8 protein-coding genes are annotated in these 12,267 nt (G+C 72.2%); 3 read left to right on the plus strand and 5 right to left on the minus strand.

The annotated features are described in order from the left end of the window. Positions 1–7: 7 nt before the first annotated feature. On the plus strand, positions 8–1,138 hold the full coding sequence (locus CW362_RS17845) for an MFS transporter (RefSeq protein WP_240657852.1): 1,131 nt from the start codon (positions 8–10) through the stop codon (positions 1,136–1,138). 31 nt (positions 1,139–1,169) lie between these two features. On the opposite strand, the gene CW362_RS17850 is transcribed toward CW362_RS17845, so the two are convergent. Then, positions 1,170–1,763: a TetR/AcrR family transcriptional regulator gene (locus CW362_RS17850; RefSeq protein WP_103550484.1), complete on the minus strand. Its 594-nt coding sequence runs from the start codon at positions 1,761–1,763 to the stop codon at positions 1,170–1,172. A 122-nt stretch (positions 1,764–1,885) separates the two neighbouring features. Here CW362_RS17850 and CW362_RS17855 point away from each other — a divergent pair, with 122 nt between their 5' ends. Continuing rightward, a complete protein-coding gene (locus CW362_RS17855; RefSeq protein ID WP_103550485.1) occupies positions 1,886–3,469 on the plus strand; it encodes an MFS transporter in 1,584 nt (527 codons plus the stop codon). A 205-nt stretch (positions 3,470–3,674) separates the two neighbouring features. Then, positions 3,675–6,644, plus strand: a complete 2,970-nt coding sequence (locus CW362_RS17860; protein WP_103550486.1) for an ATP-binding protein — start codon at positions 3,675–3,677, stop codon at positions 6,642–6,644. A gap of 83 nt (positions 6,645–6,727) precedes the next feature. On the opposite strand, the gene serA is transcribed toward CW362_RS17860, so the two are convergent. The 4 genes from serA to CW362_RS17880 form a co-directional block, all read right to left on the minus strand. Next, the gene (gene serA / locus CW362_RS17865; RefSeq protein ID WP_103550487.1) at positions 6,728–8,317 is read right to left on the minus strand and encodes a phosphoglycerate dehydrogenase; all 1,590 of its coding nucleotides are present in this window, start codon (positions 8,315–8,317) and stop codon (positions 6,728–6,730) included. A gap of 309 nt (positions 8,318–8,626) precedes the next feature. Then, positions 8,627–9,628, minus strand: coding sequence for a ketol-acid reductoisomerase (gene ilvC / locus CW362_RS17870; RefSeq protein ID WP_103550488.1), 1,002 nt, complete (start codon positions 9,626–9,628; stop codon positions 8,627–8,629). Positions 9,629–9,763: 135 nt separating this feature from the next. Next, entirely contained in the window at positions 9,764–10,291 is a 528-nt protein-coding gene (gene ilvN, locus CW362_RS17875; protein WP_037622651.1) for an acetolactate synthase small subunit, read from the minus strand. Positions 10,292–10,311: 20 nt separating this feature from the next. Further along, positions 10,312–12,162 (minus strand): acetolactate synthase large subunit, encoded by a 1,851-nt coding sequence (locus CW362_RS17880; protein WP_103550489.1) that lies wholly within the window; start codon positions 12,160–12,162, stop codon positions 10,312–10,314. Positions 12,163–12,267: the final 105 nt, after the last annotated feature.

The following is a 12,267-nucleotide window of genomic DNA, read 5'->3' on the forward strand; positions in this document are numbered from 1 at the left end:
CGTGAGCATGATCGGAGCCTCGGTGAGCTTCTTCCTGCTGTTGTCGGTCGTCCCCGCGTACGCGACGGCGTCGGGAGCCGGCTTCGCCACGGGTGCCCTGATGCTGTCCACCGTGCTCGGTGAACTGGCCGGTCCCCGTCTGGTCGGACGCTACGGCCACCGGGCGGCGCTGACCGCCGGTCTCGTGCTCCTCGGAGCGCCCGCGCTCGTCCTGACCCTGTCGCACTCCCTGGCCTGGATCGTGCTGGTCTGCCTGGTCCGCGGTCTCGGCTTCGCCCTCACGCTGGTGGCCGGAGGGGCGCTGACCGCCTCGCTGATCCCGGCCGGGCGGAGGGGCGAGGGGCTGGCCCTGGTGGGCGTGGTCTCCGGTGTGCCGTCGCTGATCGCGCTGCCGCTGGGCGTGTGGCTGGCCGGGCGCGTGGGCTTCACCCCGGTCGCCCTCGCCGCGGGCGTGGCCGCGCTCGCCGCCGTGGCGTCGGTGGCGGGCCTGCCCGGCCGGGAGCGGGCGCCGGGGGAACCCGTCGGAATGGTGGCCGCGCTGCGCACCGGTGCCCTGGTCCGACCCGCCGTCGTCTTCGCGACCACGGCCCTGGCGACCGGCATCATCGTCACGTTCCTGCCCCTGGCGGTCCCGGCCGGCTCGTCCGGGGTCGTCGCGGTGGCCCTCTTCGTCCAGCCCGCCGCGTCGACCGCGGCCCGGTGGGCGGCGGGCCGGTACGGCGACCGGCGCGGGCCCGCGGGGCTCGTGCTGCCGGGTCTGCTGCTCTCGGCCGCCGGCATGCTGATCACCGCGTTCACGGGGAGCGCCGCCGCCGTCCTGACCGGAGTGGCCGTCCTCGGAACCGGCTTCGGCATCGCCCAGAACGCCACGCTCAGCCTGATGTACGCACGGGTCCCCGCCTCCGGCTACGGCACGGTGAGCGCGCTGTGGAACCTCGCCTACGACGGCGGCATGGGTGTCGGCGCCCTCGGCTTCGGCCTCCTGGCGGCGCCAGCGGGCCCCGCGGCGGCCTTCGCCGCCACGGGCGTCCTGATGCCGGCGGCGCTCGTCCCGGCCCTGCGGGACCGCGCGGCGGCGGCCACTCCCCCGGTCCCGGCCGGATGCCCGGCGAAGCGGCCGGCGCCGACGGCGGACTGACGCCCCGGTTGCTCTGGCTGCTCCAACTGCTCTAGCTGCCCTGCGCCTTCGCGGCTCCGGAGATCACCCGGCGCAGCCCCTCGGTGAGTTCGGCGGCGTCGGTCGCCGAGTCCGGGTCGAAGAGCCACTGCACGCTGAGGCCGTTGAGCAGGACCTGGTAGAAGCCGCCGAGCGAGCGCATCGTGGCGTCGTCCACGTCGGCCTCCGATCCGCCGGCCAGCATGGGGACGAGCCCGCGCCGCCCCTCGTCCGAGGCCTTCGCCAGATGGTCGCGGACCGTGGGCAGCCGGTCCGTGTTGGTGATCACCTCGAAGGTGAGCATCCAGATGGCCCGGTCCTCGACGAAGGAGCGGGTGATGCTCTCCCACGCCTCCTGGAAGCGTTCCAGGGAGCCGGGCGCGCTCGCGCTGTCCGTGGTCGCGAACGCGCCGAACGTCTCACCGATGTCGGAGATCAGCTCCACGTAGGCCTGCGCGAGCAGCGCGTCCTTCGAGCCGTAGTGGTAGCCGATGGACGCCAGGTTCGTCCCCGACTCCTTGACGATGTCGCGCGCCGTGGTGCGCGCGAAGCCCTTCTCCAGCAGGCAGCGCTTGGCGCCTTCGAGCAGATCCTCACGGTGTCCCATGCCGGCCACCCTACCTCGATTCAGACAAGCGTCCCATACAACCGTCAAGGACGGGCGTGTGAAACGAACGTCTTATACGAGCGTACTAGACAAGCGTTTAAGACGTGCGTACAGTCCCTGGCATGACGAACCCGACGAGCACGACTCCCGCCTCCGGCGCCCCCGGCGCTCTGGCCGGCCGCCGTGAATGGACCGCCCTCGGCGTCCTGATGCTTCCGCTGCTCCTGGTCTCGATGGACGTCTCCGTCCTCTACTTCGCGATCCCCTCGATCAGCGCGGACCTGGAGCCGAGCGGCACCCAGCAGCTGTGGATCTTCGACATCTACGCGTTCGTGCTCGCCGGGCTGCTGATGACGATGGGCTCCCTCGGCGACCGCATCGGGCGCCGCAAGCTGCTCCTGTTCGGCGCCGCCGCGTTCGGCTCCGCCTCCGTGCTCGCCGCCTACGCCGACAGCGCCGAGATGCTGATCGCGGCCCGCGCGGTCCTCGGCGTCGGCGGCGCGACCCTGATGCCCTCGACCATGGCGATCATCAGGACGATGTTCACGGACCCCGGACAGCGCACGAAGGCGATCGGTCTGTGGTCCGGCGTCATGACCGGCGGTATCGCCCTCGGCTCGGTGATGAGCGGTGTGCTCGTCCAGTACTTCTGGTGGGGGTCGGTCTTCCTGGTCAACCTGCCCGCGATGGTGCTGCTGCTGGTCCTCGGCCCGATCCTGCTGCCCGAGTCGAAGAACCCCGAGCCGGGCCGGTTCGACCTGCTGAGCGTGCCGCTGTCGATGGCCGCCGTCCTGCCGGTGATCTACGGCGTCAAGGAGATCCCGGCCGAGGGCTGGCGGACCGAGTACGTCGTCTCGGTCCTGGTCGGCCTGGTCTTCACCGCCCTGTTCGTCCACCGCCAGCGCACCGCGAAGTCCCCGCTCATCTCCCCCGCCCTGTTCCGCGGCCGCGGCTTCGCACCCGCCGTCGTCCTCAACCTCGTCTCGTCCTTCGGCATGATGGGCTCGGCGTACTTCACCACCCAGTACCTCCAGTCGGTGCTCGGCAAGAGCTCCATGGCCGCCGCCCTGTGGTCCCTGCTCCCCACCGTCCTGGTCGGTGTGGCCGCGCCGGTCGCGGCCCAGCTCGTGCAGAAGGGCGTCCACCGCGCCCACGTCGTCTCCGGCGGGTTCGTCATCGCCGCCTGCGGCTACGGACTGCTGGCCTGCGCCGGCACCGACTCGCTGTGGCTCGTGCTGGCCGGCGCGGGTGTCCTCGCCTCCGGGATCGTCACCGTGATGTCCCAGATGATGGACCTCGCCCTCGGCACGGTCCCCCTCGGCAACACGGGCGCCGCCGCCTCCCTGCTGGAGACCGGCGCCGAGTTCGGCGGCGCCCTCGGCATGGCGGTCCTGGGCTCCATCGGCACGGCGGTCTACCGCCACGACGTCCCGGCCGGCGTCCCGGCCGCGGCGCACGAGACGCTGGGCGGCGCGCTGGCCGTGGCCGGACAGCTGCCGGGCGATGCCGGACAGGCACTGGCCGCCGCCGCGCGGGAGGCGTTCACCCACGGCATGCAGGCGGCGGCCGTCGCCGGCGCGGTCCTGCTGCTGGGCGCCGCGGTCCTCGCCACGGTGAGCCTGCGCAAGGTGACGGTGCGCGAGGACGGCGACGCCCTCGACGCCGGGACCGCCCAGCCGCTCCAGGCGCCGGCGGCCGAGCACTGACACCCGCCCACCGGGCGGAGGACCGCCCTGACGCCCGGACGCCGGGCGGGCCGGAGCACTCCGGCCCGCCCGGCACCGGCATGCGCGCGGACGTCCTCCGGCCCGCGTGCCCGGGGACGCCCGTCGAGTCGACTCCCGGGCCCACCCCTCCCGATCAGGACGGCGACGCCGGGGAGTTGTCGGCGGAGCGTGCCAGGATGGGCCTGTGACACAGACATTCGGTACGCCGTTCATCGGCCGGGGTGACGAACTCGCCCGGCTCACCGGCGTGCTGGAGCGCGCCAGGGACGGCGAGCCGCGCGCGGTCCTGGTGGCCGGGGACGCCGGTGTCGGCAAGACCCGCACGCTCACGGAGGCGGCGGCGCACGCGACCGCCGCCGGGACGACGGTCCTGACCGGACACTGCGTGGACCTCGGCGACGTGGGCCTGCCGTACCTCCCGTTCACGGAGATCCTGGGCGCGGCGGCCGCCGACGACCGCCTCGCCCCGGCGTTCGCGGCCCACCCGGCGGTGGACCGGCTGACCGGCTCCGGTCCGGGACACGGCGCACCCGACCCCGGCGGCCGGCTCCGGCTCTTCGAGGGTGTCGCGGCCCTCCTCGCCGACCTGGCCGACATCACCCCGCTCCTGCTGGTCCTCGAGGACCTCCACTGGGCGGACCAGTCCTCCCGCGACCTGCTCCGCTTCCTGCTCAGCCGGGGCGTGCTCCAGCGGCCCTCCCCCGACGGCCCCGCCCGGCGCCTCGCGGTCTTCGCCTCGTACCGCGCGGACGACCTGCACCGCCGCCACCCGTTGCGCCCCCTGCTCGCCGAGCTGATCCGGCTGCCGGCCGTCGACCGGCTGGAGCTGCGGCCGATGGCCGACGCCGACGTGGCCCGGCTCGTGCGCGCGCTGCGCACCGGCCCGGTCTCCGACGTCACGGTCCGCCGCATCGTCGAGCGCGCCGAGGGCAACGCCTTCTACGCCGAGGAGCTGCTCGCCGCGCTGCCCGGTGACGAGGCCCCCGTCTCCCCCGCCATGCCCAGCGGGCTGGCCGACGTCCTCCTCATCCGCATCGAGCAACTCTCCGACACCGCCCAGCAGGTGCTGCGCACGGCGGCCGTCGCGGGGCGCCGCGTCGAGCACGAACTGCTGCGCGGCGCCGTACAACTCCCCGAGGAGGAGCTGGAGTCGGCGCTGCGCGAGGCCGTCGGCCACCAACTGCTGGTGCCCGGGGACGACGCGACGTACTCGTTCCGTCACGCGCTCACCCGGGAGGCCGTGTACGCGGACCTGCTGCCCGGTGAACGGGTCCGGCTGCACGGCCAGTTCGCCGGACTGCTCGCGGGAGCCGCCCGTTCGGCGAAGAACGCGGCGGAGCGCGCCCACCACTCGCGCGAGAGCCACGACCTGGCCGACGCGCTCACCGCCTCCCTCGAAGCGGCCGATCACGCCCAGCGCGTCGGCGCGCCCGCCGAGGAGCTGCGCCATCTGGAGGCCGCGCTCGAACTGTGGCCCGCGGTGGACTCCGGCGCCCGCCCCGAGGGCGGCACGGTCGCCCTCACCCTGCGCGCCTCGGCGGCCGCCGCCCGCGCCGGGGAGAGCCATCGCGCGGTCCACCTCACCCGCGACGCGCTCGCCAGGGCCGGCTCGGACGCCGACTCCGAGCTCGCCGCCCGGGTCCGGTACACCCTCGCGGGCAACCTGATGCGGATCGACAGCCTGAAGGACGCGTTCGCCTACAGCAGCGAGGCACTCGCGATGATCCCCGCCGAGCCGCCCTCGTACACCTGGGTGTGGGCGGCGGCGACCCATGTCATGGCGGCCCGCTACGTGGGGCGGGAGGAGGACGCCGAGCGGGTCGCCCGGCAGGCGCTCGCCACCGCCGAACAGCTCCGGCTGGCCGACGCCCAGGCCGACCTGACGATCTCCCTGGTCGGCATGGAGGCGGACAACCGGCGCACCCCGAAGGGCCGCGAACGCCTGCGCCGGGCCCGTGAACTGGCCCACGGCGCCGGGAACTTCCCGGTGGAGATGCGGGCGCTGTTCAACCTGGCCCTCGGCGCCTACGAATCCGGCGCCCTGGACGAGTGCCTGACCTGGCTCGGCGACGGCGTGGACCGGGCCCGCCGCACCGGACTCCTCTCCTCGCCGTACGCCCTGGAGCTCCGCTACCTCCAGTCCCTGGTGCTGTACACGCTGGGCCGCTGGGACGAGTGCGCCCGGGCGGCCGCCGAGGACGCCGAGCTGCTGCCGGTGGCGGCCGGGTTCGCGACCGGGCCCGCACTGTACGTGGCGCTGGCCCGCGGCGAGCACGACGCGGCCGTCGCCGGGGCCCGGGCGCTGCTCGACCGGCCCTTCGACTGGATGTCGGCGCTCATCGCGAACATCGTGCTGACCGACTCGGCCGCGCTCGAGGGCGACGCCGAGGACTCCGTACGACGGCTGCGCACCGCGGTCGGGACGCTCACCGACACCTCGGGCTCCGGACGGCCCGACGTCGTGGTGCGGCTCGCCGCGCTCGCCCTGGCGGCGGTCGCGGACGCGGCCGAGGAGGCCCGGCTGTCCGGCGACCCGGCGGGCGCCGACCGCTGGGCCCGGACCGCGGCCGAGCTGGTGGAGCTCGCCCGGGGGTCGGCAGCCCGGGGCGAGGACGGCACCCGGCAGGGGCCCGAGGGCATGGCCTGGCTCGCCCGCGCCGAGGCCGAGTGGCTGCGCGCCCGCACCGGCCCGGACGTCGCGGCCTGGGACCTGGCCGTGACGGCGTTCGGCTACGGCGACCCGTACGAACTGGCCCGGTGCAGGAGGCGGCTCGCGGAGGCCCTCCTCGCCGCGGACCGCCGCGAGGAGGCCGCGGAGCAGGCCCGCGCGGCCCGCGAGACCGCCGTGCGCCTCGGGGCGGTGCCGCTGCTCGAGGCCCTGGACTCGCTCGTCCGGCGCGGCCGCCTCGACGGGGCACCGGCCGCCGGGGAGCGCATCGCCGCGCTGACCGCCCGGGAGAGCGACGTGCTGCGGCTGCTCGGCCGGGGCCGTACCAACCGCCAGATCGGCGAGGAGCTGTTCATCAGCGGCAAGACGGCGAGCGTCCACGTCTCCAACATCCTCGCCAAGCTGGGCGCCGCGAGCCGCACCGAGGCCGTGGCCATCGCCTACCGCGAGGGCCTGATCGAGCCGGAGACGACCCCCTCCGCGTGATCGGACGGAAACGGCCGGGGGCCGGGACACCAGCTGGTGTCCCGGCCCCCGGCCGTCGTACGGGAAGCCGTCGCGACGCGGCCTCAGACCAGGTTGACCGAACGCGCCGACGTCGCGCCGATCTCCTCGGAGAGCTCGGTGAGGACGCTCTGCGGCACGGTGTCGTCGACGGTCAGGACCGCGAGGGCCTCGCCGCCGACGGCCGCGCGGGCGACCTGCATGCCGGCGATGTTGATGCCGGCCTCGCCGAGGATGCGGCCGACGGTGCCGACGACGCCGGGACGGTCCTCGTAGCTCAGGACGACCATGTGGTCGGCGAGCGCGAGGTCCACGTCGTACTCACCGACGGCGACGATCTTCTGCAGGTGCTTCGGGCCGGCCAGCGTGCCGGAGACCGCGACCTCCTGGCCGTCGCCGAGCGTGCCGCGCACGGTGACCACGTTGCGGTGGTCGGGGGACTCCGAGCTCGTGGTCAGCCGGACCTCGACGCCGCGCTCCTGCGCGAACAGCGGGGCGTTGACGTACGACACGGTCTCGTCGACGACGTCCTCGAACACGCCCTTGAGCGCGGAGAGTTCGAGCACCTTGACGTCGTGCTGGGTGATCTCGCCGTACACCTCGACGTCGAGGCGGACCGCGACCTCGCCCGCGAGGGCGGTGAAGATGCGGCCGAGCTTCTCGGCGAGCGGCAGACCGGGCTTGACGTCCTCGGCGATGACGCCGCCCTGGACGTTGACCGCGTCGGGGACGAGCTCACCGGCGAGGGCGAGGCGCACCGAGCGGGCGACGGCGATGCCGGCCTTCTCCTGGGCCTCGTCCGTCGAGGCGCCGAGGTGCGGGGTGCAGACGACCTCGTCGAGCTCGAACAGCGGGGAGTCCGTGCAGGGCTCCTTCGCGTACACGTCGAGGCCGGCGCCGGCGACGCGACCCTCCTTGAGCGCCGAGTACAGCGCCGCCTCGTCGACGATCCCGCCGCGCGCGGCGTTGACGATGCGCACGGTCGGCTTGACCTTGTGCAGGGCCTCGTCGCCGATGAGACCGAGGGTCTCGGGGGTCTTCGGCAGGTGCACGGTGATGAAGTCCGAGACCTCGAGCAGCTCGTCGAGGGTGAGGACCTTCACGCCCATCTGCGCGGCCCGCGCGGGCTGGATGTAGGGGTCGTAGGCGACGACCTTCATGCCGAACGCCGACATGCGCTGCGCGACGAGCGCGCCGATGCGGCCGAGGCCGACGACACCGAGGGTCTTCTCGGCCAGCTCGACACCGGTGTACTTGCTGCGCTTCCACTCGCCGTTCTTCAGCGCCGTGTTGGCCTGCGGGATGTGGCGCGCGGTGGCGAGGAGCAGACCGCAGGCCAGCTCGGCCGCGGTCACGATGTTGGAGGTGGGGGCGTTGACGACCATCACGCCGGCCTTGGTGGCGGCGGAGACGTCGACGTTGTCCAGGCCGACGCCGGCTCGTGCGACGACCTTCAGCTTCCTGGCGGCGGCGACGGCCTCGGCGTCGACCTTGGTGGCCGAGCGGATGAGGATGGCGTCGACGTCGGCGATGGCGGGCAGCAGCTCGGCACGGTCCGCGCCGTTGCAGTGCCGGATCTCGAAGTCCGGGCCCAGGGCGTCTACGGTCGCGGGCGACAGCTCTTCAGCGATGAGTACGACAGGTTTCGAGCTCACGTGAGTCCTCACAAGTCCAATGCGGACGGCCGTCCCGACGGCCGCAGGCGGTGGAGGGTTTTAGCGGCCCCGGAATGTACCTGCACTTCTTGGGGGGTCGCTCGAGCCGCGTGGAAGACGCACGACGCTGTGGGCCTGACGCGTTGGTGATGTGGAGCAGTGTAGTGGCGCCGGAGAGGTCGTCCTGCGCCTCCGCGGAAGGATCACCCGTCCGTGGCTGGACGGGATGTCCAACACCGCGCCCACGGGGGTTACCCGGGGTTCGACGAAGGGGCCGGAGCATGCCGCCCCGGCCCCTCGTCGTGCGGCTTACGCCTCGTCGTCGTTGACCCACGACATGAGCTTGCGCAGCTCCTTGCCGGTGGTCTCCAGGAGGTGGTTCTCGTCCTGGGTCTTGTACTCGTTGTACTTCTTCAGGCCCGAGTGGTACTCGTCCATCCAGTTGCGGGCGAACGTGCCGTCCTGGATCTCGGCGAGGACCTTCTTCATCTCCGCCTTGGTGGCGTCCGTGATGATGCGCGGGCCGGTGACGTAGTCGCCCCACTCGGCGGTCTCGGAGACGGACCAGCGCATCTTCTCCAGGCCGCCCTCGTACATGAGGTCGACGATGAGCTTCAGCTCGTGGAGGCACTCGAAGTACGCGATCTCCGGCTGGTAGCCGGCCTCGGTCAGCGTCTCGAAGCCGGCCTTGACCAGGGCGGCGGTGCCACCGCAGAGGACGGCCTGCTCACCGAACAGGTCGGTCTCGGTCTCCTCGGTGAAGGTCGTCTTGATGACGCCGGCGCGGGTGCCGCCGATGCCCTTGGCGTACGAGAGGGCGAGCGCGAAGGCGTTGCCGGTCGCGTCCTGCTCGACGGCCGCGATGCAGGGGACGCCGCGGCCCTCCTCGTACTGACGGCGCACGAGGTGGCCCGGGCCCTTGGGGGCGACCATGCAGACGTCGATACCGGCCGGGGGCTTGATGAAGCCGAAGCGGATGTTCAGGCCGTGGCCGAAGAACAGCGCGTCGCCGTCCTTCAGGTTGTCCTTGATGGACTCCTCGTAGACCTGGGCCTGGATCGGGTCCGGGACCAGGATCATGATGACGTCGGCCTCGGCCGCGGCCTCGGCCGGGGTCACCACGCGCAGGCCCTGCTCCTCGGCCTTCGCCTTGGACTTGGAGCCCTCGTGCAGACCGACGCGGACGTCGACACCCGAGTCACGCAGGGACAGCGCGTGGGCGTGGCCCTGGCTGCCGTAGCCGATGACCGCGACCTTGCGGCCCTGGATGATGGACAGGTCTGCGTCGTCGTCGTAGAACAGCTCGGCCACTGGGGTTCTCCTTGTTTTCCGGTATTTCCGGTGTTGCGTCCCACCGTACGGCGGGCGGGTGAAGTGAGGTTCTCGGGTCTCGGCATACGGGCGGGCCGGGGTGGGCGGCCCGCCCGTGCACCGGTGTTCTCCGGTTTAGGCCGAACGGTCCAGCGCGCGCAGCGACCGGTCGGTGATCGAACGCGCCCCGCGTCCGATCGCGATCGTGCCGGACTGGACCAGCTCCTTGATGCCGAACGGCTCCAGCATCTTGAGCATGGCCTCCAGCTTGTCGGCGCCGCCGGTGGCCTCGATGGTGACGGCCTCCGGGGAGACGTCGACGGTCTTGGCACGGAACAACTGAACGATCTCGACGATCTGGGAGCGCGTCTCGTTGTCGGCGCGCACCTTCACCAGAACGAGTTCCCGCTGAACGGCCGAACCGGGCTCCAGCTCGACGATCTTCAGGACGTTGACGAGCTTGTTGAGCTGCTTGGTGACCTGCTCGAGCGGGAGTTCCTCGATCACGTTCACCACGATGGTGATGCGGGAGATCTCGGGGTGCTCGGTGACACCGACGGCGAGGGAGTCGATGTTGAAGCCGCGCCGGGAGAACAGGGCGGTGATCCGGGCGAGGACACCGGGCTTGTTCTCGACGAGGACGGAGAGGGTGTGCTTGCTCATGGGTCTGACTCGGCTCTCTCTCAGTCGTCTTCGTTGTCGCCGAAGTCGGGGCGGACGTCCCGGGCGAACATGACCTCGTCGTTGGAGGTGCCGGCGGCGACCATCGGCCACACCATCGCGTCCTCGTGGACGATGAAGTCGACCACGACCGGGCGGTCGTTGATCGAGTTCGCCTCCTCGATGACCTTGTCCAGGTCCTCCGGGCTCTCGCAACGGATCGCGTAGCAGCCCATGGCCTCCGACAGCTTGACGAAGTCGGGGACGCGGGTGCCGGCGCTCGGCTGCTTGCCGTCCGCGTCCGGGCCACTGTGCAGCACGGTGTTGGAGTAGCGCTGGTTGTAGAAGAGGGTCTGCCACTGGCGGACCATCCCGAGGGCACCGTTGTTGATGACGGCGACCTTGATCGGGATGTTGTTCAGGGCGCAGGTGGTGAGTTCCTGGTTGGTCATCTGGAAGCAGCCGTCGCCGTCGACCGCCCAGACCGTGCGGTCCGGCTGTCCGGCCTTGGCGCCCATCGCGGCCGGGACCGCGTACCCCATCGTTCCGGCGCCGCCGGAGTTCAGCCAGGTCGAGGGCTGCTCGTACTGGATGTAGTGCGCGGCCCACATCTGGTGCTGGCCGACGCCGGCCGCGAAGATCGTGCCCTCCGGGGCGAGCTGTCCGATGCGCTCGATGACCTGCTGCGGAGAGAGCTGGCCGTTGTCGGGCTGCTCGTAACCGAGCGGGTAGGTCTCGCGCCAGCGGTTGAGGTCGCTCCACCAGGCGGTGTAGTCGCCGGCGTTGCCCTCGCTGTGCTCCTTCTGGACCGCCTGGACCAGATCGGCGATGACCTCGCGGGCGTCCCCGACGATCGGCACGTCGGCGGCGCGGTTCTTGCCGATCTCGGCCGGGTCGATGTCGGCGTGGACGATCTTGGCGAACGGGGCGAAGCTGTCCAGCTTGCCGGTGACGCGGTCGTCGAAGCGGGCTCCGAGGGCGACGATCAGGTCGGCCTTCTGCAGCGCGGTGACGGCGGTGACCGAACCGTGCATGCCCGGCATCCCCACGTGCAGCGGGTGGCTGTCGGGGAACGCGCCGAGCGCCATCAGGGTGGTGGTGACGGGCGCTCCGGTGAGTTCCGCGAGGACCCTCAGCTCGGCGGTGGCGTGCGCCTTGAGGACGCCGCCGCCGACGTACAGCACGGGCCGCCTGGCCTGGCTGAGCAGCTTGGCCGCCTCGCGGATCTGCTTGGCGTGCGGCTTGGTCACCGGACGGTAGCCGGGCAGGTCCATGACCGGCGGCCAGGAGAAGGTGGTCTTCTTCTGGAGGACGTCCTTGGGGATGTCGACCAGGACCGGTCCGGGGCGGCCGGTCGAGGCGATGTGGAACGCCTCGGCGATCACCCGGGGGATGTCCTCGCCCTTGGTGACCAGGAAGCTGTGCTTGGTGATCGGCATGGTGATGCCGACGATGTCCGCCTCCTGGAAGGCGTCCGTGCCGATCGCGGAGGAGACCACCTGCCCGGTGATCGCGACCAGCGGAACGGAGTCCATGTTGGCGTCGGCGATCGGGGTGACCAGGTTGGTGGCGCCGGGGCCGCTGGTCGCCATGCAGACGCCGACCTTGCCTGTGGCCTGCGCGTATCCGGTGGCCGCGTGGCCGGCGCCCTGCTCGTGCCGCACGAGCACGTGCCGCACCCGCTTGGAGTCCATCAGCGGGTCGTAGGCCGGAAGGATCGTGCCGCCGGGGATGCCGAATACGGTCTCGGCCCCGACCTCCTCGAGCGAGCGGATGAGGGACTGCGCGCCCGTGACGTGCTCGGGTGCGGACTGCTGTCCTCCGGAACGGGGCCGCGGCTGCGGATGGTGGGCCCCGGTGGCCTGCTCGGTCATCGGCATTCTCTTCTCGATGCTGAGGGTTTTTGCGACTTTTGTGCGGTGTACGACTGATGCCTGTGCAACAAAAAACCCCTCGTGCCGGGAGGCAAGCGAGGGGAG

Origin of the sequence: Streptomyces populi, from assembly GCF_002911015.1 — a bacterium.
In the GTDB taxonomy this organism is placed as follows: Bacteria; Actinomycetota; Actinomycetes; order Streptomycetales; family Streptomycetaceae; genus Streptomyces; species Streptomyces populi.

Bases quoted from the DNA above. Each gene is read 5' to 3' on its own strand.
- ilvN (WP_037622651.1), bottom strand. From the start codon at position 10,291: ATGAGCAAGCACACCCTCTCCGTCCTCGTCGAGAACAAGCCCGGTGTC.
- CW362_RS17845 (WP_240657852.1), top strand. From the start codon at position 8: ATGATCGGAGCCTCGGTGAGCTTCTTCCTGCTGTTGTCGGTCGTCCCC.
- CW362_RS17855 (WP_103550485.1), top strand. From the start codon at position 1,886: ATGACGAACCCGACGAGCACGACTCCCGCCTCCGGCGCCCCCGGCGCT.
- CW362_RS17880 (WP_103550489.1), bottom strand. From the start codon at position 12,162: ATGACCGAGCAGGCCACCGGGGCCCACCATCCGCAGCCGCGGCCCCGT.
- CW362_RS17850 (WP_103550484.1), bottom strand. From the start codon at position 1,763: ATGGGACACCGTGAGGATCTGCTCGAAGGCGCCAAGCGCTGCCTGCTG.